General features: G+C 65.9%; 20 protein-coding genes. 8 read left to right on the top strand and 12 right to left on the bottom strand.

Features of this window, described 5'->3' with window-relative positions:
* Positions 1 to 72: 72 nt before the first annotated feature.
* The 4 genes from OHQ90_RS36125 to OHQ90_RS36110 form a co-directional block, all read right to left on the bottom strand.
* Complete coding sequence (locus tag OHQ90_RS36125; RefSeq protein WP_328405344.1) at positions 73 to 1,485, bottom strand: fatty acid desaturase family protein; 1,413 nt, start codon at positions 1,483 to 1,485, stop codon at positions 73 to 75.
* Positions 1,486 to 1,564: 79 nt separating this feature from the next.
* Complete coding sequence (locus tag OHQ90_RS36120) at positions 1,565 to 2,722, bottom strand: ferredoxin reductase (RefSeq protein ID WP_328405342.1); 1,158 nt, start codon at positions 2,720 to 2,722, stop codon at positions 1,565 to 1,567.
* 137 nt (positions 2,723 to 2,859) lie between these two features.
* On the bottom strand, positions 2,860 to 3,414 hold the full coding sequence (locus OHQ90_RS36115; RefSeq protein ID WP_442941522.1) for a DUF6912 family protein: 555 nt from the start codon (positions 3,412 to 3,414) through the stop codon (positions 2,860 to 2,862).
* Between the two features lie 40 nt (positions 3,415 to 3,454).
* Positions 3,455 to 4,876 carry a WS/DGAT/MGAT family O-acyltransferase gene (locus tag OHQ90_RS36110; protein ID WP_328405340.1) on the bottom strand — a complete coding sequence of 474 codons (1,422 nt, stop codon included), beginning with the start codon at positions 4,874 to 4,876 and terminating at the stop codon, positions 3,455 to 3,457.
* Between the two features lie 688 nt (positions 4,877 to 5,564).
* Here OHQ90_RS36110 and secA point away from each other — a divergent pair.
* Complete coding sequence (gene secA / locus OHQ90_RS36105) at positions 5,565 to 8,393, top strand: preprotein translocase subunit SecA (protein ID WP_328405338.1); 2,829 nt, start codon at positions 5,565 to 5,567, stop codon at positions 8,391 to 8,393.
* Positions 8,394 to 8,798: 405 nt separating this feature from the next.
* Here secA and OHQ90_RS36100 read toward each other — a convergent pair whose 3' ends face one another.
* Positions 8,799 to 9,899 carry a hypothetical protein gene (locus OHQ90_RS36100; RefSeq protein ID WP_328405336.1) on the bottom strand — a complete coding sequence of 367 codons (1,101 nt, stop codon included), beginning with the start codon at positions 9,897 to 9,899 and terminating at the stop codon, positions 8,799 to 8,801.
* Between the two features lie 23 nt (positions 9,900 to 9,922).
* Positions 9,923 to 10,393 (bottom strand): hypothetical protein, encoded by a 471-nt coding sequence (locus OHQ90_RS36095; protein WP_328405334.1) that lies wholly within the window; start codon positions 10,391 to 10,393, stop codon positions 9,923 to 9,925.
* 92 nt (positions 10,394 to 10,485) lie between these two features.
* Here OHQ90_RS36095 and OHQ90_RS36090 point away from each other — a divergent pair, with 92 nt between their 5' ends.
* Together OHQ90_RS36090 and OHQ90_RS36085 are read left to right on the top strand one after the other, a co-directional pair.
* Positions 10,486 to 10,881 (top strand): nuclear transport factor 2 family protein, encoded by a 396-nt coding sequence (locus OHQ90_RS36090; protein WP_328405332.1) that lies wholly within the window; start codon positions 10,486 to 10,488, stop codon positions 10,879 to 10,881.
* A gap of 11 nt (positions 10,882 to 10,892) precedes the next feature.
* Positions 10,893 to 11,768 carry an LLM class F420-dependent oxidoreductase gene (locus OHQ90_RS36085; RefSeq protein ID WP_328405330.1) on the top strand — a complete coding sequence of 292 codons (876 nt, stop codon included), beginning with the start codon at positions 10,893 to 10,895 and terminating at the stop codon, positions 11,766 to 11,768.
* 2 nt (positions 11,769 to 11,770) lie between these two features.
* Here OHQ90_RS36085 and rsgA read toward each other — a convergent pair whose 3' ends face one another.
* The 3 genes from rsgA to OHQ90_RS36070 form a co-directional block, all read right to left on the bottom strand.
* On the bottom strand, positions 11,771 to 12,823 hold the full coding sequence (rsgA, locus tag OHQ90_RS36080; protein WP_442941256.1) for a ribosome small subunit-dependent GTPase A: 1,053 nt from the start codon (positions 12,821 to 12,823) through the stop codon (positions 11,771 to 11,773).
* The gene (aroA, locus tag OHQ90_RS36075; protein ID WP_328405327.1) at positions 12,772 to 14,082 is read right to left on the bottom strand and encodes a 3-phosphoshikimate 1-carboxyvinyltransferase; all 1,311 of its coding nucleotides are present in this window, start codon (positions 14,080 to 14,082) and stop codon (positions 12,772 to 12,774) included. The genes rsgA and aroA overlap by 52 nt, the downstream gene beginning before the upstream one ends.
* 962 nt (positions 14,083 to 15,044) lie before the next feature.
* The gene (locus tag OHQ90_RS36070; RefSeq protein ID WP_442941521.1) at positions 15,045 to 16,544 is read right to left on the bottom strand and encodes an aldehyde dehydrogenase family protein; all 1,500 of its coding nucleotides are present in this window, start codon (positions 16,542 to 16,544) and stop codon (positions 15,045 to 15,047) included.
* A gap of 189 nt (positions 16,545 to 16,733) precedes the next feature.
* On the opposite strand from OHQ90_RS36070, the gene OHQ90_RS36065 reads away from it, so the two are divergent.
* Positions 16,734 to 17,543, top strand: coding sequence for an SOS response-associated peptidase (locus tag OHQ90_RS36065; protein ID WP_328405323.1), 810 nt, complete (start codon positions 16,734 to 16,736; stop codon positions 17,541 to 17,543).
* A gap of 32 nt (positions 17,544 to 17,575) precedes the next feature.
* Here OHQ90_RS36065 and OHQ90_RS36060 read toward each other — a convergent pair whose 3' ends face one another.
* A complete protein-coding gene (locus OHQ90_RS36060) occupies positions 17,576 to 17,887 on the bottom strand; it encodes a hypothetical protein (RefSeq protein WP_328405322.1) in 312 nt (103 codons plus the stop codon).
* A 74-nt stretch (positions 17,888 to 17,961) separates the two neighbouring features.
* On the bottom strand, positions 17,962 to 18,456 hold the full coding sequence (ybaK, locus tag OHQ90_RS36055) for a Cys-tRNA(Pro) deacylase (protein WP_328405321.1): 495 nt from the start codon (positions 18,454 to 18,456) through the stop codon (positions 17,962 to 17,964).
* Positions 18,457 to 18,813: 357 nt separating this feature from the next.
* Between ybaK and OHQ90_RS36050 the strand changes: the two genes are divergently transcribed.
* Together OHQ90_RS36050 and rsrA are read left to right on the top strand one after the other, a co-directional pair.
* Positions 18,814 to 19,359 (top strand): sigma-70 family RNA polymerase sigma factor, encoded by a 546-nt coding sequence (locus OHQ90_RS36050; RefSeq protein WP_442941520.1) that lies wholly within the window; start codon positions 18,814 to 18,816, stop codon positions 19,357 to 19,359.
* Positions 19,360 to 19,379: 20 nt separating this feature from the next.
* Positions 19,380 to 19,652 (top strand): mycothiol system anti-sigma-R factor, encoded by a 273-nt coding sequence (rsrA, locus tag OHQ90_RS36045; protein ID WP_328413339.1) that lies wholly within the window; start codon positions 19,380 to 19,382, stop codon positions 19,650 to 19,652.
* Between the two features lie 84 nt (positions 19,653 to 19,736).
* On the opposite strand, the gene OHQ90_RS39680 is transcribed toward rsrA, so the two are convergent.
* Positions 19,737 to 19,811 (bottom strand): 50S ribosomal protein bL37, encoded by a 75-nt coding sequence (locus OHQ90_RS39680; RefSeq protein ID WP_022597109.1) that lies wholly within the window; start codon positions 19,809 to 19,811, stop codon positions 19,737 to 19,739.
* Between the two features lie 90 nt (positions 19,812 to 19,901).
* On the opposite strand from OHQ90_RS39680, the gene OHQ90_RS36040 reads away from it, so the two are divergent.
* Entirely contained in the window at positions 19,902 to 20,117 is a 216-nt protein-coding gene (locus tag OHQ90_RS36040) for a biotin/lipoyl-binding carrier protein (RefSeq protein WP_328405319.1), read from the top strand.
* Between the two features lie 24 nt (positions 20,118 to 20,141).
* Entirely contained in the window at positions 20,142 to 21,656 is a 1,515-nt protein-coding gene (locus OHQ90_RS36035; protein ID WP_328405314.1) for a sensor histidine kinase, read from the top strand.
* Positions 21,657 to 22,418 lie beyond the last annotated feature (762 nt).

Below are 22,418 nucleotides of genomic sequence, written 5' to 3'. Positions count from 1 at the left end.
ACCGTAGGTTGCGGGGATAGGCCTCGGAATGTGGCAAATCCCCCATTGCAAAGACGGTCGAGGTCTGCTACGTCAGCGCTTGCGTCGAATGCGGCGTAACGCCCGCTCCCGCGCGGCTTTTCGACGCAACGTCGCCTGTTCCTGCCTGGCCTTTTCCTGCAACGCTACCTTGGCCTCGCGCAGTACTTCTTTCTCGTGCCGTGCCTTTTCCTTCAGCACCACTTTGGCCTCGTTCAGCGCCGAACGCAGACCGCGTCGCTGACCGGTCTCCGGGTCGACGGGCAGCCAGTGCGTCTCGTTCCAACGGTCGGCCCACCGCTCGGTGTTCGGCATCGACGGCATGGTCGGCATGGAGATGCCCGCGAACTTCCGCTCCGAGGAGGTCTCCGGGGCATCGTCGGCGGTGCGGCGCAGGAACCGGTCCGGCAATGCTAGCTTGTGGATGGTCCGGAAGGCCAGCAGGTACTGCTTGCCGAGCGAGCCGGTGGTGTAGGGCAGGTCGTACTTGTCGCACAGCTCGCGCACGCGGACCGCGACCTCCGAATACCGATTGCTCGGCAGGTCGGGGAACAGGTGGTGCTCGATCTGGTAGCAGAGGTTGCCGCTCATGAACGCCATGACCGGACCGGCCTTGAAGTTGGCACTGCCGAGCATCTGCCGCAGATACCATTCGCCGCTGGTCTCGCCCTCGAGCTGCTCGACCGTGAATTTCTCTGCGCCGTCGGGGAAGTGGCCGCAGAAGATCACCGCGTAGGCCCATAGGTTGCGCACGAAGTTGGCCGTCGCGTTGGCCTTCAGCGTGCTCTTCCACGCGGGGCCGGTCAACGCCGGATAGAACACGAAGTCCTTGGCCACCTGGCGGGTGATCTTGCGGGCGAATTCCTTGTTCGGCTCCGACATCAGTTGCTTGGGCGTGCCGGACAGCTGCTTTTCGATGTCCCAGTCGTGCAGCGCAATGCCCCACTCGAAGGTCGCGGCGAGCAGGACGTTGGCGAACGGTTGGACCAGGTGGACCGGCCGCCACTCCTCGTCGCGGGTCATCCGCAGGATGCCGAAGCCTAGGTCCTCGTCCTTGCCGAGCACGTTGGTGTAGGTGTGGTGGGAGTAGTTGTGCGCCCGCCGCCACTGCGACGAGGGACCGGTCATATCCCATTCCCACGAGCTCGAGTGGATCTCCGGATCGTTCATCCAGTCCCACTGCCCGTGGCTGATGTTGTGCCCGAGCTCCATGTTCTCGATGATCTTCGCGACCGACAGCAGGGCCGTGCCGCCGAGCCACGCCCAACGGTTGCGGCTGCCGAACAGCACCGCGCGCCCGGCGACTTCGAGCGCCCGCTGCGCGGCAATGGTCCGGCGGATGTACTTCGCGTCCTGTTCCCCGCGCGACAGCTCCACCGAGCGGCGAATCGAATCGAGCTCCTGCCCCAGTGTTTCGATGTCCGCGGCCGTGAGATGGGCGAACGCCTTGATATCGGTGATGGCCACCGGGGTCCTTTCGCTGCTGGAATTACCTCGAGGGTACCTGGCGGCTGCTCCGACTACGGTGCGCTCGCGGTGCCCGTTGTTACACGTCGAGTGTGCAGTCGCCTGCCGCGGCCGAGATGCAGGTCTGCACCTTGTCGCCCTCGCGGCGCTCGTCACCGTTGCGCAGATCGCGCGTATGTCCGGAAGTTATTGTCACCACGCAGGTTTGGCAGATGCCCATCCGGCAGCCGAAGGGCATCTGGACCCCGGCCGACTCGCCCGCCTCCAGGAGACTGGTCGCACCGTCGACCTCGGCGCTGCGCCCGGTCTTCCCGAAGGTGACGGTGCCGCCTTCGCCGACCGCGGAGCGCTCGATCTCGAAGCGCTCCACATGCAGTCGATCGGCGATGTCCGCATCGCGCCAGTGGTGCTCGATCTCGTCGAGCATCGCGGCCGGGCCGCAGGCCCAGGTCTGCCGCTCGCGCCAATCGGGGAACTGCTCATCCAGTTCGGCGAGGGAGAACTTGCCCTGCTCGCTGGTGAGCTGCAGATGTGAGGAGAAGCTCGGGTGCCGATCGTGCATATCGCGCAGTTCCGCGCGGAACATCACGTCGTCGTCGGTGCGCGCGGAGTGCACGTGCACGACGTCGGTCACCCGGTCGCGACGGTCCATTGCCCGCAACATCGACATGACCGGGGTGATGCCGCTGCCCGCGGTGAGGAAGAGCACCTTCTCCGGCGGCGGGAAGGGCAGCACGAAGCCGCCCTGCGGCGCGGCGAGCCGCACGATGGTGCCCGCGGCGACGCCGCTGACCAGGTGGCTGGACAGGAAGCCCTCGGGCATGGCCTTGACCGCGATGGAGATCAGCCGCTTGCTGCCGTGTTCCGGGTCGGTCCAGTTCGGCGGGCAGGTGAGCGAGTACGACCGCCAATGCCAGCGGCCGTCGATCAGGATGCCGATGCCGATGTACTGACCCGGCTCGTATTTCCAGTCGAACCCCCAGCCGGGCTTGATGACCAGGGTGGCCGAATCGGCGGTTTCCTTGCGCACCTCGACGATTCGCCCGCGCAGCTCGCGTGCCGACCACAGCGGGTTGGCCAGATGCAGGTAGTCGTCGGGCAGCAGGGGGGTGGTGACCCGGGCGACGGCGCCGCGCAACACGTTCAGCCGTCCACCGCGCTCGGCGACATCGGCGGCCGGTGCTTCCAGCCACTCCCGAACACCCCGCACCGAGAATCCCCCTTTTTTCAAAACCATCGCTGCGGTTCGTCTCCCTGTCGTAGTGTCCGCTGTCACGGCCGCCTTGCAGTCAGGTTACGGCATCGTAGGTTCGAGCGGGGATCGGCAGGTTCGATAGGCGATCTGTCAGCGCGGGTCTTGCACGAGGGTGTCGCTCACAGCAATTCGAGCAGGAAGGGGAGTTCCTGCGCGGCGTACCAGGCGAGCTGGTGGTCTTCGGCGTCGCCGAGCACGAACTCGGCATCGGTGTCACCGAGGTCGGCGGCGTCGACGACATCGACGGCCTTGGCGACCTGGGGCTCGGCCTCGGCGAGGTCGACGTGCACCGAGGCGATCTGGTCGTAGCTGATGGGACTCGTCAATCGCACCACGGCGTCGTCGAGGTCGGAGCGCAGTTTCGCGCCGATCACGTCGGCGGCGATCACCGCGCGCCGGTACACCGGGCTGTGGCTGCGCGTGGCCGTCGGCCCGGCGTCGTCACTCTCGGCCGGTACAGCACCGTCGGCAGGGTCGTGGTCCGCCGATTCGGCGGGCTCCTCGCGTTCGGCGGCGAGCAGCCGCAGCGAGGCGCGGGCGGCCTCGCCCATCGCGACCTCGGCCAGTTCGTCGTCGTCGCCGGAGGCGTAGGCCTCGCGCAGCGCGGGGGTCACCGCGAAGGCAGTGCCGCTGACCGCGCGCAATTCCCGGTTCGCCACCAGTTCGCGCAGCATCGGCACCGTCGCGGGGATGTAGACCCGCAGCTTGTTCTGGTCAGATACAGGCACCGAGCATCTCCTCCATGGACTCGTGCACCGACGCGGCCAGCACGCCGATGTCGGCCATCGCGTCGCGGTCGGCGTTGAGCCCATAGAAGACGCGCCCGTCGTAGGACGTGATCCCGATACTCGAGGCCTGATTGCGGAGCAGCGGCGACACCGGATACATCTCCAGCATCCGCGCGCCACCGATGAACATCGGTGTCTGCGGACCCGGTGCGTTGGTGATCACCAGATTGAACGTGTGTTCTGCGAACGTACTCGCTGCCCGCACGCTCATCGCATGCAGGCTGGCCGGAGCGAACCCGGCCAGGTGCACCAGAGTTCGCGCCCTGACTCCGCGCCGTTGCTTGCCGGTTGCCTCGGTCGCGTGCGAGATGTGCGACAGCCGCATCACCGGGTTCGGTTCGCCGACCGGCAGATCGATCAGGAACGAGGACACCTCGCTGGCAGAGTGCGACTGGTCGCCGTCGACGCCCTCGACGTACACCGACATCGGCACCACCGCACGCAGCACCGTCGACTCGGTGAGCGCCTCGCCACGGGACAACAGCCAGTTGCGCAGTGCGCCCGTGACCACCGCGAGGATGGCGTCGTTGATCGAGCAGTCGAAGCGCTTGCGGATCTTGCGGTAGTCCTCCAGATCCGTTTGGACGACATCGAACCGGCGGTTGCGGGAGGTCTTGGCGTTGAGCGGGCTGTCCGGCGTGCCGGCGGTTGCCACCCGCACCGCCGACACCACCGAGTCCACCGCCTTGCCCGCGGCCCCGATTACCGCGAAGGCGCTCGCGCTCGCATGGCGGGCCACCTCCAGTGCCTCGCGCGGCTGCGCGGCCAGATGGGTCAGCGCGCCGACGAACAGTTCCATCTCGTTGGGTTCGCGCGGCGCATGCCAGGCGTCGTCGGCGAAAGCGCGTGGTGAGGCGCTGGCATCGAGGATCACGTGTCCGATCTCCAGCGCGGTTTCCCCGTCGACGAGCGCCGAATGCGTCTTGGTGAAGATCGCGCGCCGGCCGTCGGAAAGACCCTCGATCAGGTACATCTCCCACAGCGGCCTGCTCTGGTCCAACGGCCGGGAGGCGAGCCGGGCCACCAGATCGTGCAGCTGCTCGTCGGTGCCGGGACCGGGCAGCGCCGACCGCCGAATGTGGTAGGTGATGTCGAAGGCGCTGTCCTCCACCCAGACCGGCCGACCCAGCGCGAACGGGATCTCGCGAACCTTGCGGCGATAGCGCGGTACCAGCGAGAGCCTGGCCTCGACAAGATCGACCAGCCGGTCGTAGTCGAGTGCGGGTTCCTCGGATCCGTGCGCGGGGTCGGTGTTTCGGACGATCGCGAGGGAGCCGATATGGATCGGATTACTACTCGACTCGAGCCGATAGAACGCCGCGTCCTGCGGCGACAATCTCGTGATCACGCTGCCCGGTGCTCCTTCCGACGCCTTGGTCGACGCCGATTGTGTTCACTCCACAACGGTTCGCCTCTTCCCCTGTGGCATATCCAGCGAAACCGGCACACCTCTTTTACCCTGTTCGGGCCTGTGGCAGGCTGCGCCGACCCGAGCTCGGTGAACTCGATTCGATCACAAGGGGAAGGGTTGTGCACAGCAGACGATCGTCGCTGTCGCTCGCTCCGCATGAGCTGCGCTGCCCTGCCGTCATCGCATGTCGTCTCCTCGCGGGCAGACCGTTACCAGGGGTGGGTCCGCGCGGGGACGATAGACGACTTACATCGTACGACACGCGACTGAAACAGGTTCCGCAGCAATTCGATTCGCTGAAAGTTCGCTGTGACCGTACTTCGGGGCCAGCGCGTGGATCTGTGCACACGACCAGCTGTGATACCCGACCGTGCCTGGGAGGCGTGCCGCGCGGCGGGTACGGTGGCAAGTAACGGGCGGGACCACATGGTGGGGCCGGGGTGAGGCAGCACAACGCTGCTCGTCGACGCTTACCATGGGTGCCGCATTACCATGAAGCGTGCTGCGGATTCCGTCATACCCGACGGGCCCGTGCGCACCGGCCCGACTGGGCTCCGCACTCGGGCCTGACGCGGGCGGCGGCCGACAACACGATGACACACCGACCAGAGGACTGACGAGACCCGTGCCTGCGCTGACACTGACGAGGTTGCTACGGATTGGTGAGGGTCGCACGGTCAAGCGCCTGGCCCATCTCGCGGACGAGGTCCTCACGCTCGGTTCGGAGATCGAGCTGTTCACCGACGCCGAGCTGCGGGCCAAGACCGACGAGTTCAGGGAACGCTACGCCGACGGTGAGTCGCTGGACGACCTGCTGCTCGAGGCGTTCGCCGTCGCGCGCGAGGCATCCTGGCGAGTGCTGAACCAGAAGCACTACAAGGTGCAGATCATGGGTGGCGCCGCGCTGCATCTGGGCAATATCTCCGAGATGAAGACCGGTGAGGGCAAGACCCTCACCTCGGTGCTGCCCGCCTACCTGAACGCGATCAGCGGCGAGGGCGTGCACATCGTCACCACCAACGACTACCTCGCCAAGCGCGACTCCGAGTGGATGGGCCGTGTGCACCGCTTCCTCGGTCTCGAGGTCGGGGTGATCCTGTCCGGCATGACGCCCGCGCAGCGGCGCACGTCCTACCACGCCGACATCACCTACGGCACCAACAACGAGTTCGGTTTCGACTACCTGCGCGACAACATGACGCACTCGCTGGACGATCTGGTGCAGCGCGGCCACAACTTCGCCGTCGTCGACGAGGTCGACTCCATCCTCATCGACGAGGCGCGCACCCCACTGATCATCTCGGGTCCTGCGGACGCTTCCAGCAAGTGGTACGCGGAGTTCGCCAGGATCGCGCCGCTGCTGAAGAAGGACCTGCACTACGAGGTCGACATCAAGAAGCGCACCATCGGTGTGCACGAGGCCGGCGTCGAGTTCATCGAGGACCAGCTCGGTATCGACAACCTCTACGAGGCTGCCAATTCGCCGCTGGTCAGCTACGTGAACAACGCCATCAAGGCCAAAGAGCTCTACGCGCGCGACAAGGACTACATTGTCCGTGACGGCGAGGTGATCATCGTCGACGAGTTCACCGGACGCATCCTGGTCGGCCGCCGCTACAACGAGGGCATGCACCAGGCGATCGAGGCCAAGGAAGGCGTCGAGATCCAGCCGGAGAATCAGACTCTGGCCACGATCACGCTGCAGAACTACTTCCGTCTCTACGACAAGCTCTCCGGCATGACCGGTACCGCGGAGACCGAGGCGGCCGAGCTGCACTCGATCTACGCCCTCGGTGTGGTGCCGATTCCGACGAACAAGCCGATGGTCCGCGCGGACCAGTCGGACCTGATCTACAAGACCGAAGAGGCCAAGTTCGCCGCCGTCGTCGATGACGTCACCGAGCGGCACGAAAAGGGCCAGCCGGTGTTGATCGGTACCACCAGCGTCGAACGCTCGGAGTACCTGTCCAAGCAGTTCACCAAGCGCGGCATCCCGCACAACGTGCTGAATGCGAAGTTCCACGAGAAGGAAGCCGAGATCATCGCCGAGGCCGGTCGGCCCGGCGCGGTGACCGTGGCGACCAATATGGCCGGTCGTGGCACCGACATCGTGCTCGGCGGCAACCCGGACATCATCACCGACATCATCCTGCGCAAGGAGGGCCTCGATCCGGTCGAGACGCCGGACGAGTACCAGGCCGCGTGGCTGCCCACGCTGGAGCGGGTCAAGGCGACGACCTCCGAGGACGCCGAGGATGTGCGCGATGCCGGTGGGCTGTACGTGCTCGGCACCGAGCGGCACGAATCGCGTCGTATCGACAACCAGCTGCGTGGTCGTTCCGGCCGCCAGGGCGACCCCGGCGAGTCCCGCTTCTACCTGTCGCTGGGTGACGAGCTGATGCGCCGCTTCAACGGCGCGGCGCTGGAAGCCATCATGACCCGGCTGAACCTGCCCGATGATGTGCCGATCGAGGCGAAGATGGTCTCCAAGGCCATCAAGAGCGCGCAGACTCAGGTCGAGCAACAGAACTTCGAGATCCGCAAGAACGTGCTCAAGTACGACGAGGTGATGAACCAGCAGCGCACCATCATCTACGGCGAGCGCAATAGGATCCTGCGTGGTGAGGACATGGAGGGCCAGGTCCAGAGCATGATCACCGACGTGATCAGCGCATATGTCGACGGCGCCACCGCCGAGGGCTATGTGGAGGACTGGGATCTGGACAAGCTGTGGGCGGCGTTGAAGACGCTGTACCCGGTGAGCATCGACGTCAAGGAGCTGACCGGCGAGACCTCGGTCGGCGAGGCGGGTGACCTGACCGGTGAGGAACTGGCCGACGCACTGCTCGACGACGCGCATGACGCGTACGAGAAGCGCGAACAAGAGATCGACGGTCTCGCCGGCGACGGCAGCATGCGCAACCTCGAACGTCAGGTCTTGCTTTCGGTGCTGGACCGCAAGTGGCGCGAGCACCTCTACGAGATGGACTACCTCAAGGAGGGCATCGGCCTGCGCGCGATGGCGCAGCGTGACCCGCTCGTCGAGTACCAGCGTGAGGGCTTCGACATGTTCTCCGCGATGCTGGAGGGCCTGAAGGAGGAGTCGGTCGGCTTCCTGTTCAACCTGCAGGTCGAGGTCCAGCAGCCGCAGCCGGAGGGTGTTTCGGTGGACACCGGCCTGCGCTCGCCGGTCGGCGCCATGTCGGCTCCCCGTCCGCTGCCCACCCAGCAGGCCCCGGTCGCCAACGGTGCACCGGCCGCGTTGCGTGCCAAGGGCATCGACGATTCCGGCTCTCGCGGCTTCCACTACTCGGGCCCTGCCGAGGACGGGCTCGCCCAGGTGCACGACGACGCCGAGGAGTACGGCGACGGCACCACCCGCCGTGAACGCCGCGAGGCGGCCCGCGGCCAGGCCAAGCCGAGGCGCGCTCCCAAGACACGCCGCAGGCACTGACCAGCCGCGGTTCATGCACCGCTGATGAAGGAGTCCACGGATATCCGTGGACTCCTTCGTTGTTCTGCCCGTGTCTCGGCCGTATCGGGTGCACAGCCGGAGCGGTCAGGGCGGTGCTGACAGTTGGCATTGTCCTCGACCTATGGGTCGTGAACGAAAGGAATTGCCTCCCGGTCGCAGACCAGGCAGAAGCGTGCCCGCGGCAGCTCATCACCGGTCAGCAGCGCTGCCAGCGCAGCGGACGGCGCGGCCTCGTTTGTCTAACCTCCGGCAAACTCACCCCTTGGAATCAAGCATCTAGGCCACCGAGACGCTATACAGCCCCCGCCGCCGAAACTGAATCCTTACCAGTGAAACTCACGCTATGGCGGCTTTCGGGCTTACCTTGGCTGCGCCTCGGGTGGATCAGGAGTCAGGCTGGCCGGCGGAGTCGGCAGAACTTCGTGGCAACCCCTCCGACACCGCAGGAGCATTCGGGTCAGTTCCCGTGTGTGAAATGCGGTCGGAGGGTTCTTCTCCGAAGAGGGCTGGCACACTGCTGACGTGAGCGTCACCGGGTTCCTCCCGAGGAGTTGTCGACATGGCGGATTCCGCCAGGGAGGTGTGGCCGGCCGGGGCCGGTTGAAGTCCGGCATCGAGCATTCCGCCGGTGTCGTTGCAGAATACGACCTGGCGGCCGGCATATATCGGAACCGCATTCTCGAATGCGACTGCCCCTCTATTGACGATATTCGGTAGGATGACCACGTCGAACGGTGTTTCGGGATCATTGAACATGCGAGGAAGCGCAAAATCCAACAACTCGGGACTCTCCGGATCCAAAATTTTAACCTTCAGCTTGGCCAGATCGCCCAGTTTTATTTTGTAATGCAAGACGGCCGGGTTGGGGTGTCTCGACGCCACCATTTTCACGAACAGCGGGTCGTCGCTGGTGTAAAATCCCTGGCCGGCATCGCAGAAGTGTCTGGGATATCGCGTATCCACACCGCCGGTGCGGATATACCCTTCCGCCGCTTTGTTGGTTCCGTGGTAGAAGTCGATCATCACATCGTCGTCTTCCGGATTTTCGGTTGGTCCCTCTTCGAGGCGTCTCCGCAGCAGGGGCAGCCAGTCCTCGTTGACTTTCGCGCCCCTGATTTCTTCGACCTTTTGAAATATGCGTAGGTCCGCTTCTACTCTTTTGGGCCATTCCGCTGGTGGTCCCAAATCTTTCAGCAGCTCCTCGACTTCTTCTGCCGACATGTGGCCGATGGGGCCTTTCACTGCAGGAGAGGTGGGGCGCTGAAACGGCGTAGCTGATCGCGAGTGATCGTCGCCACCGGCGAGCCGCTGATTCGTGTGCGCAGCCGGACCGAACTTGTCGAACTTGGCTGCGGTCTGCACGTCAGTGTGTGTGATCCGATTGAGGCCGTCCCGTATCTGGTGCGAAGCTTTATGGTGTGCCTTGCTGATTCCCTGGGCGGCTTCGCCAATCGCGTCGGCGAGGTGCAAGGCTGCCTGCAGCATTTCCGCGGTGACACCCGACCCGCTCATGTACCGCGTGGGGCACGCAGTGAGCCGTGGCCTGGGTTCCATGCGTCGTAGGCCAGATCATCGCCCAACCACGGTGCAAGCTCCGCGACGACCCTGACGTCAGGGTCCGAGGCCAGCGTCTGCGTCACATCGCGCGGCAGACCTGGACAGGCCGCCAACTTCTCCCGGTTGTCCACCAACGGATCGGCTGCGAGTAGCCGTGTCCACTCCGGCCTGCCGGAGCCCGCTTCGAGCGTGACGCGCGGTTGGGCCAGCGGATCAACATCTTCGGCGGCGAGTCGCCCATCGCGAGCGAGCCGTACCGCGGCCCCCTCGAAACGCGCGAGCGCGGCCACCTGCGTGCCGATCAAGTCCGGGCGGCGGGCCAGAACCTCGGCGAGGTCGGTGTCTGCAGCCGCGATGGGCCGATCGACCAGTTCGGTTGGTAGCGCGGGGTTCTCGGCGAGCCCGAGGAGGTCATGGCGCACAACAATATCCTGCCCAGCAAGCGACGTGACGTACTGTTACTGTATTTTTACAGTTGCAGCAACTTAATGGATCAGTAGGGAGACGCGCAACCATGACGACCATCGATGAAATCCAGGAACTGGGCGCTCGCTGGGCCGCGGCCGAACAGCGTGCCGACATCGCCGAGCTCGACCTCATCGCCACTGCCGACTTCACGCTGGTCGGACCGCTGGGCTTCGTCCTCGACAAGCGGCAGTGGCTGGCTCGCTATCGCGTCGGCGGACTCGTCACCAAGACGCTGATCTGGCATGACGTCACCGTGCGCGAGTACGGCACCACTGCCGTGGCAGTCGGTGTGCACACGCAGGAAGCCGAGTTCCAGGGCACGTCGGCCGACGGCTCGTTCCGTGCCACGCACATATACACCCACGACGGTGCGCGGTGGGCGCTGGCCGGCATGCATCTGTCCCCGATCGGCGCGATGCCGTTCCAGCCGCCCGCGAGCTGAGGACTACCACGATGCGGGTCAGTATCAGCGTGACGAATTTCATCGTGCCGGGCGGTCCGCCGCAGCTGCGCGACTATCTGACGCGCATCGCACAGGTCGCCGATGAGGCGGGCATCGATACCCTTTGGGTGCCCGACCATCTGCTTCCCGCCGATCCGATGAGCGCGATCGACGATGCCATGCTCGAGGCATGCACCACACTGGGATTCCTTGCGGCACAAACGGAACGGGTGCGCTTGGGCACCTTGGTCACGGCAGTGCACTTTCGTCCGCCCAGCGTGACGGTCAAAGCGGTCAGCACCCTCGATGTGCTGACCGGTGGTCGCGCCCGGTTCGGGATCGGCGCGGGCTACCAACAGGATGAAGCACTCGCGATGGGGTTGTCGTTGCCGTCGGTCTCCGAACGCTTCGAGCGGCTGGAGGAGACGCTGCGGCTGGCGCGTCAAATGTGGGCAGGTGACACGTCGCCGTTCGTTGGTGTCCACTACCGGCTGGAGCATCCGGTGAACAGCCCGAACCCGCTTCGCCGCCCACACCCGCCCATCCTCGTCGGCGGCGCCGGGGAGCGTCGGACGCTCCGGTTGGTAGCGCGATACGCCGATGCCTGCAATCTGTTCGACATCCCCGACGGCGGAAAGATGCTGCGGCACAAGCTCGCCGTGCTCGCCGAGCACTGCGCCGAGACCGGCAGGCCCTACGGCGACATCGAGAAGACTGTTACCACGGCGCTGGCGCCAGGGGAGTCGGCCGCCGAATTCGCGCGCCGATGCACCGACCTGGCCGGCTTCGGAGCCGAGCACATCGTGGTGATCCCTCGCAACGTCGCGTGGACCGCCGAAGCGGTACGCGTCGTCGCCGCGGGCGCTGCGCACGCGCCGCAGCCATAGCCCTACTCGCCGCGGTCGAGTTTCCAGGAGTCGTTGGAGTTCAAGGCGACGAGCAGCAGGCGGATCGCGGCCACTCGGCGTTCCTTGCCCGGCAGTTGGTCGAGTGCGCATTCGGGGTCGGTGGGCGGGCCGAGGTGGGTGCAGCCGCGCGGGCAATCGTCGATGGCGGTCGCCAGGTCGGTGAAGGCGGAGATGACGTCGTCGGGGGTGATATGGGCGAGGCCGAAGGAGCGAACCCCCGGGGTATCGATGACCCAGCCGCCCGCGGGCAGGGGCAGCGCGACGGATTGGGTGGAGGTGTGGCGGCCCTTGCCGACGCCGGAGACGATACCGACGGCCCGATCCGCGTCGGGGACAAGGCGATTCACCAATGTGGACTTGCCGACGCCGGAATGGCCGATGAGCGCGGTGAGGTTGCCGTCGAGTAGTTCGTTGATCGGGCCGAGTGGATCATCGATGCCGCCGTAGACGATGGTGAGGTCGAGATCGTCGAAGGCGGCGGCGAATTCGGATTCGGCGGCCAGGTCGTGTTTGGTCAGACACAGGATGGGTTGCAGCCCACCGGCATACGCGGCGACCATGGCGCGCTCGACGAAACCGGTGCGCGGCGGCGGGTCGGCGAGCGCGACCACGATGAACAGCTGTTCGGCATTGCCTACCACGATCCGTTCGAAGGGGTCGGTGTCATCGGCGGTGCGGCGCAATACTGTTCGGCGTTCGGAAACACGGACGATGCGGGCGAGGGTGTCGGGCCTACCGGACAGATCACCGACCACGTCCACCTGATCGCCGACCACGATCGGGGTGCGGCCGAGTTCACGTGCCCGCATCGCGACGATCGGTCGATCCGGGTCGCCGCCGAGCACGCAACCCCAGCGGCCGCGGTCCACCGCGACAACCATCGCGGATTCCGCATCATTGTGCTGTGGACGGGTTTTCGTGCGGGGACGAGAACTTTTGCCCGGGCGCACCCGGACATCGGATTCGTCGTACTCGCGACGCCTCAGTGTGCCGCTCCCTGGTTCGAGAGTGTCGGATCGAGCATCTGCTCCCACAGCGCGACGAAACCGGGCAGCGTCTTGGCTGTCGTGCCGATGTCCTCGATCTCGATACCAGGCACCCGAAGTCCGAGAATCGCACCCGCCGTTGCCATTCGGTGATCGGCGTAGGAGTGCCAGATGCCACCGTGCAGCGGGGCCGGGATGATCTCCAGCCCGTCCTCGGTCTCGGTGACATTGCCGCCGAGCCGGTTGATCTCGGTGGAAAGTGCCGCGAGGCGGTCGGTCTCATGGCCGCGCAGATGCGCGATACCGCGCAGCCGGGACGGCGAATCCGCCAGTGCGGCAAGGGCTGCCACGGTGGGGGTCAGCTCGCCGACGTCGTGCAGGTCGATGTCGATGCCCGCCAGGCGCTCCGGGCCGCGCACGGTGAGCACGCCGTCGAAGCGGCTCGTCTCGGCGCCCATGCGCACCAGGATTTCCCGGATCACATCGCCGGGCTGGGTGGTGATCCGCGGCCAATGTGGAATGCGCACCTCGCCGCCGGTGATCGCAGCGGCGGCCAGGAACGGTGTGGCATTGGACAGATCGGGCTCGATATCCCAATCCACCGCGCGGATCGGCCCCGGCGCGACGGTCCAGGTCTGGGCCTTGCGGCTATCCGCGGGCGCCTCAACGGCGACATCGGCCCGCCGCAGCATCTCCACGGTCATCTCGATATGTGGCATCGAGGGCAGCGCCTTGCCGTCGTGGTGCACGATCACGCCCTCGTCGAATCGGGCTGCCGACAACAGCAGTCCCGACACGAACTGGGAGGACCCCGACGCGTCGATGGTGACCTTGCCGCCACGCAACGCGCCCTTGCCGTGCACGGTGAACGGCATCGCACTGCCATCGATATCGGCGCCGAGCCTGCGCAGTGCGTCCAAGATGGTGCCGAGCGGTCTGACCCGCGCCTGCTCATCGCCGTCGAATGCCACGTCGCCGCTCGCCAGCGCCGCCACCGGCGGCAGGAACCGCATCACGGTGCCCGCCAGCCCACAGTCGACAGTGCCGCCGCCCAGCGGAGCCGGCGTGACGGTGAGCGTGTCGCCGTCACCCTCGATGCCCACGCCCATGGCGCGCAACGCACCGATCATCAGATTGGTATCGCGACTGCGCAGCGCGCCGGAGATCGTCGAAGGGCCATCGGCAAGGGCGGCCAGGATCAGGGCCCGGTTGGTGATGGATTTAGATCCGGGCAAGGTCACGGTCGCGTGCACAGGGACATCGACATGGGGCGCTGGCCAGAAACTCACTGTTCCATCTTCGCCCATCGCGCAGTCGGACACGCGGGCGGTGCGGTATCTGATCGCACCACCTACAGCGCTGTGGACGCGCAGCACCCCAATCCGCCATCGAGCGTAGTGAAATGGCGGTCCCCACCCCTATCCCCAACCGCCATTTCACTACCCTCGGCGACCCCGCACGGTGCTGACACAGGGGCAGTGCCTTTCGGGCAGCTGCTCGGGACGTAACCACAGCCAGATGACCACGCAGGAACCCCGACACCACGCACCCTGACGTGCGCGCCCCCGGGCCTTCTGACTCAGCCGCCGGGCGTGGCGTCACAGTGCCACCCACCACACCCCCGCCGGGCTTGGGTTCAAGGGGTGGGTGTTGCATCCACCCCTTGAACCCAAGCCCACCCCCAACCACCATTTCACTACGCTCGTTCGAGAATGGGTTCTCGAGAACGGCACCACAGCCAGATGACCATGCCGGAACTCGACACCGCGCACCTGGCTGCGGGAGGTAAGCCGGGGACGGCACCCGACGGGCCCAGCACTGCCCGGTAAACCCCGGGCAGGCACACCTTTCCGGGACGGCATCGTGGTGGGTTCGTTCCCGCAACGCACCCCGCTCGGGTCCGGTTCGGGTGCGCACGTTGCGTTGGGGTGGTTATCAGGGCAGTGCCGGGCACGTCGTGTGCCGTACCCGGCTTTCTCTTCCGCAACCTGAGTAGGCAGGCACACAGCTTCCGGCGTGCGGACTGGCTGTGGTGGCGTTATAGAGATCCACCTTCGAGGGTGTGGTGTTCGCTTCCGGTGTCGGGACTGGCTGTAGTGGCGTCGTAGGGACTCAACTCGAGGGACGTAGCGTCGGCTACTGGCGTGCGGATCGATTGTGGTGGCGCTGTAGGGATTCAACCCGGGTGTGGTGTTTGTGGGTTCCTCTCGACACGAGATCGGGGCGAGGTGTTGCCCAGGCGTGCACCTCGCCCCGATCCGTCCGGGTGCTACTTGTGGCGGCCGTGGAGGAGTGGGACGAGTTTGCGCAGCAGCTTCATGGTGGAGTCGGTGCGCGAGTAGCTCAGTAGCGCCATGCCGGGGATGGCGAAGCGCTGCACGGCGATCGAGTGCGGGCGGGAGAATTCGCGCAGGCCGGGCTCGCCGTGGATGCGGCCGATGCCGGAATCGCCGACGCCGCCGAAGGGCAGGCCTGCGATGGCGGCGAAGGCGAGCACGGAGTTGACCGAGGTGGCGCCGACGCGCAGCCTGCGGGCGATCTCCAGGCCGTTCTTCTTGGAGTACACCGCAGAGGACAGGCCGTACTTGGACTTGTTGGCCAGTTCGACCGCCTCGTCCACGTCGTCCACGGTGCGGATGGTGATGGTCGGGCCGAAGGTCTCCTCGCACACCGCTTCGGAGTTCTCGTCCACATCGACGAGCACCACCGGCTCGATGAACGGCGCCTTGACCGATTCCGGCCCACCGAGGACCGCGGTGCCACCGTTCTTCAGCGCGTCCTCGATATGACGGCGCACGATGTCGACCTGGCTCGGCATGGTCATCGGGCCGTAGGCGGCACCGGCACCGGATCCGGGCTTGATGTCGGTCAGAATGCGCTTCACCTCGGTGACGAACGCGTCGCGCACCGAACGATCCACGTACACGCGCTCCACGCCCGCGCAGGTCTGGCCGCTGTTGGCGGTGGCGCCCCAGGCGACCGCGTCGGCGGCGGCCTTGATGTCGGCGTCACCCGCGACGATCACCGCGTCCTTGCCGCCGCATTCCAGCAGCACCGGGGTCAGCGAGTCCGCTGCCGCGGCCATGATGCGCTTGCCGGTGGCGGTGGAGCCGGTGAACGCGAGCTTGTCCACGCCGGACTTGACCAGCGCCGCGCCGGTGGCGCCGAAACCGTTGATGGTCTCGAAAACGCCTTCCGGCAGTTCCGGATTGGCCTTCTTGAACGCCACGGAGAGGAAATTGCCGATGCTGGTGGAGAATTCGCTCGGCTTGAACACCACGGTATTGCCCGCGGCGAGCGCGTAGGCGATGGAGCCGTTGGGAGTGTAGACGGGGTAGTTCCATGGGCCGATCACGCCGACAACGCCCAGCGGGCGCTGCTCGAGGCGGGCGGAGAAGTTCGACATCAGCACGCCCGGGAAGACTTTCTTCGGCGAGAGGATCTTCTTGGCGTTCTTCGCTGCCCAGGCGATGTGCTCGAGTGCGAGCATCAGCTCCAGGAAAGCGTCGTCGAGCGGCTTGCCGTTCTCCTGGTGGATCAGCGCGCAGAACTCGTCGGAACTCGTGACCAGCTGGGTCGACCAGCGCAGCAGGTGCTTGCGGCGCTCGTCGAAGCTCAGCGTCCCCCAGGTCGCGGCGGCGGTGCGAGCCTTGGCCACTGCCGCGTGCACCGCGTCTTCATCGGCGACGGTGTGCGTGGCGATGACCTCGCCCGTGGCAGGGTCGACCGACGTCAGCGCCGTGTCTGGCGCGGCCGGGGTGGTCTCGATGGTGGTCACGGTGGGTTTCTCCTCTTGCCGGTAACGGCGGCCGGACGTGGCGGTCGGTGCGCGTGCCGGAACGGGCGATGTAAGTTACCGCCCATTCCTTGAGAGAATGCTATGTCAGAACTCTCACGAGGTCACCTACTACCTTCAATTGTTCCCGACTCTGTCGGCCCTCGGTGGGAGTATCGACATATGTGCGGACGATATGCGACGACCACCGATCCCGGCCGGCTTGCCGTCGAGCTGGACGCCATCGATGAGACCGACACCGGCGTCGACGCGCGGACCGGTGGCTTCACCAACTACAACGTCGCGCCGACCACCCAGGTGCTGACGGTCGTCGAGCGCCACGAGCACGGAACCAAAGACGACGATCCGCGGCTGCGGATTCGGCGAATGCGCTGGGGCCTCATCCCGACGTGGACCAAAGCCGCCGAGCCTGGTGTGCCGGTGAAGGGCAAGCCGCTGTTCAATGCCCGCGCCGACAAGGCCGCCACTACCGCGTCGTTCCGCGATGCGGTGAAGTACCGGCGCTGCCTGGTGCCGATGGACGGCTGGTACGAATGGGCCGTCGAGCCCGACGCGCTCGCCGGGGCCAAGGGGAAGGTGGCCAAGCATCCGTTCTACATGTCGGCCGCCGACGGTTCCCGGTTGTACATGGCCGGTCTGTGGTCGGTGTGGCGCGATCGAACGCAGCCGGCGAGCGAGCCGCTGTTGTCGTGCACGATTCTGACCACGGACGCGGTGGGCGATCTGACGCACATCCACGATCGGATGCCGTTGCCGATGCCGAAGGAGCACTGGGGCGCCTGGCTCGATCCGGACCATCCCGCGCCCGCCACCCTGCTGGAGACCCCCAGTGTCGACGCCGTGTCCGGCATCGTGGCACGGCCGGTGCCGGATCTGGTCAACAGCGTGCGCAACAACGGTCCGGAACTGCTGGCCCGGGTATCGGGCGCGGCGGCGGACATCGAGCAGGCCGGGCAGATCAGCCTGTTGTGATCGCCCGGCCTGTCGGTGTCGCTAGCGGTGATTCAGAGCTGGCACTTGACGCTGGCCGTCACAATATTCAGCCCGCACTTGATGATGCCGGTGATCAGGTCGATGATCTTGGTGGTTACTCCACCACCGAGTTTCTCGGCCTTATCGGCCTTTTCATCCTTCGTCTGGGTGCTCCCTTTGCTCGGTGCGTCGTCGGCGCCGAGCCCGTCGAACGGGAAGTCGGCGATCTGAGTCACCGAGGGACTGTTGGGGGCAGCCGCGGCCGCTGGAGCTTGTAGCGCCACCGAACCAAAGGCTAGGACCAGCGCACCGAACAGGGAGACGATCATGGTGCGCAGAGACATTTCGCATCACATCCTCGGGTCGGACGAATCTGGGTCTGTCCAGTAACGCACAGGTGGCACGGAATCCGCGTCGATTACACCGATGTGACCGGCGCGGTGACCGCGTTGGTCAGCCGAACCAGATCGCCGGGCGCGACCTCGATCTCCAGCCCCCGTCGCCCCGCGCTGCACAACACCCGATCCCAGGTCAGCGCGGAGGCGTCCACCACGGTGGGCAGCGGCTTGCGCTGTCCGAGCGGTGAGATGCCGCCGAGCACGTAACCGGTGACCCGTTCGGCCTTCGCTTTGTCTGCCATCGCTGCCTTCGGTGCGCCGAGCGCCGCGGCAGCTGCCTTGAGCGACAACGTATTCGGCACCGGAAGCACCGCGACGGCCAATGTTCCCGTCGACAGCTCGAGCACCAGGGTCTTGAAGATCTGCGCGGCGTCGAGGCCGAGTTCGCCGGCCAGCGCGTCGACCGCTTCGCTGCCGTAGGAATCGGCGCGCGGGTCGTGGGGGTAGGCGTGCACATGGTGGGCGACTCCGGCCTTGGTCAAGGTGCGGATCGCCGGGGTGGAGGCTCCTGCCATGCCGGACACCTTAGTTGCGTGACGGCACAGGCTGACAACGGCTTTTCGATGCCGTGACGTTGCCGTGGGAACACAGTCGGGGCCGAGTCTGTTGACGCAAATACACAAGCAGCCTTGTGCACGACGCGAAGGAGAAGTCGGGTGCCCGTTCTGATCGAGGAACGTCCGGTATGGACCGAGGTGTCGCCGACGAATGACCGGTTCCCGTTCGAAATGCTACTGCCGGTAGATTTGGCAGGTACGGCGATCGAAGGGACACGTGTGACGAGCGACGACGATGTGGTGACCGACGGTGAGGTCGGCGCCGCGGTCGACGAAACCGCGCTGGCGCAGCGGTTCGAGCGGGACGCGCTCCCGATGCTCGACCAGCTGTACGGTGCCGCGCTGCGCATGACCAGGAATCCGGCCGACGCCGAGGATCTGGTTCAGGAGACCTACGTCAAGGCATTCCAGGGATTCAAGTCCTTCAAGGAGGGCACCAACCTGCGCGCCTGGCTGTACCGGATCCTGACCAACACTTACATCAACTCCTACCGCAAGAAGCAGCGTCAGCCCGCGCAATACCCGACCGACGAGATCACCGACTGGCAGCTGGCGGCAACCGCCGAGCACACCTCGCAGGGTCTGCGTTCGGCCGAGGTCGAGGCGCTGGACGCGCTGCCGGACGACGACATCAAGGCTGCATTGCAGGAGTTGCCGGAGGAATTCCGGATGGCGGTGTACTACGCCGACGTGGAGGGTTTTCCGTATAAGGAGATCGCCGACATCATGGGTACCCCCATCGGTACGGTGATGTCCCGATTGCATCGCGGGCGCAAGCAGCTGAAGGGTTTGCTCGCGGACGTGGCGCGTGAACGTGGATTCAACCGCAACGAGGCGGAACGCCAGGAGGTCAAGCAGTGAGTACGGAGCGCGACCCCGATATGGAGCTCGACTGCACGGCGGTGCTCGCCGATGTCTGGTTGATGCTCGACGGTGAATGTGACGCCGCGACCCGAGCTCGGTTGCAGCATCACATGGATCACTGCTCGCCCTGCATCGAGGCATACGGCATCGAGGAGAAGGTCAAGGGTCTGCTGAGCCGCAAATGCGGTGGCGACCGCGCACCGGACTCGCTGCGTGACCGGCTGACCGTGGAGATCCGCCGATCGGTGACGATCGCCCAGGTCGAATCGCCGCAGGCGACCGAATCCTGATCGCGGGCGACCCCCGAAACGACTGAGCGGCACGCTCTTCCGTCCTGGAGGAGCGTGCCGCTCATGTTCTGTCAGCAGAACGGCTCAGGCGTTCGGCCTCTTGCCATGGTTTGCTGCGTTGCCCTTGCGGCTGCGCTTCTTACGACCACGCTTACCCATCGGTAGTCTCCCTTCTGTTGAAGGCCATTGTTTCATGTGTGGTTGGCTGTACCTTCAGCGGATACAGCGCCGACGAGTGAATGGGGTGTCATGGCTGAGGAAGTGCGCGCGGAGATGGTGTCGACAGTGCTGACCGTCGAAGTGACCGTCGGCGACAAGGTAGAACTCGACCAGACCTTGGTGCTGCTCGAGTCCATGAAGATGGAGATCCCGGTGCTCGCCGAGATCGACGGTGAAGTCACCTCGATCGTCGTCGCGCCCGGCCAGGTCCTACAGCAGGGCGACCTGATCGCCGTCATTTCCTGAGCGAACCGAAGCGGCAGACCGAACATGGCGACACTGAGCGAGCTCCTCGCCGAGCACACCGATCTACCCGGCGTCGCGGTAGATCATCTGCAGCGGGTGGTGGGGGACTGGCAGCTGCTCGCCGATCTCTCCTTCGCCGATCTGCTCCTGTGGGTCGGTGCGGGTCCCATTACCGATGGCGCGGACATCGTCTGTGTCGCGCAGTGCCGTCCGACGACGGCGCCCACGGTGCATCCGGAGGATCGGGTGGGCGGGCTTGCCCTCCAGGCCGAACATCCGCAGGTGTTCGACGCATTGGTGACCGGCAAGATCGTGCGCGCCGACAGCGACGTCGAGGCCGAAGGGGTCTACCACCCGCACCCGGTGCATGCCATTCGTGAGGCCATCCCGGTGCGTTGCGGCGACGATGTGATCGCAGTGCTGAGCCGCGACACCGACCTGCAGCGTTCCCGGGTGCGCAGCACCCTGGAGATCGCGTATGTGGCCTGCGCGGACGACCTGTGCCAGATGATCGCCGACGGCACCTTCCCGACCACGGAGGATCGCGCCGCGACGCACTCCAGCCCGCGCGCGGGCGACGGTTTCATCCGGCTCGACACCGAAGGCATCGTGGTCTACGCGAGCCCGAATGCGCTGTCCGCCTATCACCGTATGGGTTTGCAGGCGGATCTGGCAGGCCAGGATCTCGCTGTCACCACACGGTCGCTGATCACCGATCCGTTCGACGCGCAAGAGGTGGTCGGCGATATCCAGGCCGCGCTCGCCGGCCGGACCGGGCGGCGGATGGAGGTCGAGGCCCGCGGGGCGACCGTGCTGCTTCGCACCCTGGTGCTGCGCCCGCACGGCGAGCTGGCCGGTGCCGCGGTGCTGGTGCGTGACGTCACCGAGGTCAAACGCCGCGACCGGGCATTACTCAGCAAGGACGCGACCATCCGGGAGATCCACCACCGGGTCAAGAACAATCTGCAGACCGTGGCCGCGCTGCTGCGGCTGCAGGCGCGTCGCACCGAGAACGAGGAAGCGCAGGTCGCACTGACAGAGTCGGTGCGCAGGGTCACCTCGATCGCGTCCGTGCACGAGATGCTGTCGATGTCGGTGGATGAAGAGGTCGATCTCGACGAGGTCGTCGACCGGCTGCTGCCGATCATGGCGGATGTCGCCACGGTGCACACCGCGCGAATCAAGGTGCGCAGGGCAGGCTCGCTCGGTGTCTTTTCCGCGGAGCGGGCGACGCCGCTGGTGATGGTGCTGACCGAGCTGGTGCAGAACGCCATCGAGCACGCCTTCGATTCCGGTGAGAACGGTTCGGTGACAATTCGTTCCGAGCGGTCGGCGCGCTGGCTGGATGTGATCATCAGCGACGACGGCCGCGGCCTGCCGCCCGGCTTCAGCCTGGAATCCTCCGACCGCCTCGGCCTGCAGATCGTGCGCACCCTGGTCACCGCCGAACTGGGCGGTTCGATCGGCCTGCACCCCGGCGCCGACGTCGGCACGGACGCCGTGCTGCGAGTCCCGTTAGGCCGCCGCTCAGGCCGCTGACCAGGACTGTGGCCTCAACCTCGGGCGATCCCCTTGACAATCAACAACTTTCGATCGCCCCATGATCAACATCCGCCAATCGCAACCCACCTCACGATCGACGCAAGCGCATCCACCAGGTCGCCACAATCCCTACCAACACACCCACTCGCCACGCATGACACCTGCCGAGCGCAGCGAGACCCAGCACTAGAGTTCGCGGCCCGCCCCACCTCCACGCAACAGTTGAAGCGCATCCACCAAGGTCGCGATATCAGCTACCAACACATCCGCTCGGCACGATGACAGTCTCGTGCGAGACCCGACTCCAGAGTTCGCGGCCGCCCCACCCTCACAGCCGCCGAAGCGCATCCTCCAAAGTCGCAAGCTCAACTACTGCCGCCCCCGCTCGGCACGATGATGTCTTCCGAGCGAAGCGAGACCGAGCACCAGAGTTCGCAGCGCATCCCACCGCCACCGCCGCCGAAGCGCCTGAACCGAAGTCGCAAGCTCAGCTACCGACGCCCCCGCTCGGCACGATGATGTCTTCCGAGCGCAGCGAGACCGAGCACTAGAGTTCGCGGCCCGTCTCGCTTCCGAGCCGTCGAAGCGCATGCGCCGCAGGCGCGAGTCTCGACGGCTCGGAAGCGAGACCAAGGGGGCCGCGAACACGCAGCGCCGCAGGCGCTGCAAAAACAATACAGCCCGGCACCTCGGGAGGTGCCGGGCTCAATGCGCTACCGGTCCGGGCTGAATGGCCCGGTAGCGCCGGTCGTCTCGAGA

The sequence above is a fragment of the Nocardia sp. NBC_00403 genome, assembly GCF_036046055.1.
Classification (GTDB): Bacteria; Actinomycetota; Actinomycetes; order Mycobacteriales; family Mycobacteriaceae; genus Nocardia.
This window is presented reverse-complemented; position numbering and strand designations above follow the sequence as displayed.

Coding starts and splice junctions, on each gene's coding strand:
- OHQ90_RS36040 (WP_328405319.1), top strand. CDS start 19,902: ATGGCTGAGGAAGTGCGCGCGGAGATGGTGTCGACAGTGCTGACCGTC.
- aroA (WP_328405327.1), bottom strand. CDS start 14,082: ATGGGCGAAGATGGAACAGTGAGTTTCTGGCCAGCGCCCCATGTCGAT.
- OHQ90_RS36090 (WP_328405332.1), top strand. CDS start 10,486: ATGACGACCATCGATGAAATCCAGGAACTGGGCGCTCGCTGGGCCGCG.
- OHQ90_RS36120 (WP_328405342.1), bottom strand. CDS start 2,722: ATGGTTTTGAAAAAAGGGGGATTCTCGGTGCGGGGTGTTCGGGAGTGG.
- OHQ90_RS36065 (WP_328405323.1), top strand. CDS start 16,734: ATGTGCGGACGATATGCGACGACCACCGATCCCGGCCGGCTTGCCGTC.
- rsrA (WP_328413339.1), top strand. CDS start 19,380: ATGGAGCTCGACTGCACGGCGGTGCTCGCCGATGTCTGGTTGATGCTC.
- OHQ90_RS36100 (WP_328405336.1), bottom strand. CDS start 9,899: ATGCTGCAGGCAGCCTTGCACCTCGCCGACGCGATTGGCGAAGCCGCC.
- OHQ90_RS36050 (WP_442941520.1), top strand. CDS start 18,814: ATGCTCGACCAGCTGTACGGTGCCGCGCTGCGCATGACCAGGAATCCG.
- OHQ90_RS36115 (WP_442941522.1), bottom strand. CDS start 3,414: ATGCTGCGCGAACTGGTGGCGAACCGGGAATTGCGCGCGGTCAGCGGC.
- OHQ90_RS36035 (WP_328405314.1), top strand. CDS start 20,142: ATGGCGACACTGAGCGAGCTCCTCGCCGAGCACACCGATCTACCCGGC.
- OHQ90_RS36060 (WP_328405322.1), bottom strand. CDS start 17,887: ATGTCTCTGCGCACCATGATCGTCTCCCTGTTCGGTGCGCTGGTCCTA.
- OHQ90_RS36085 (WP_328405330.1), top strand. CDS start 10,893: ATGCGGGTCAGTATCAGCGTGACGAATTTCATCGTGCCGGGCGGTCCG.
- ybaK (WP_328405321.1), bottom strand. CDS start 18,456: ATGGCAGGAGCCTCCACCCCGGCGATCCGCACCTTGACCAAGGCCGGA.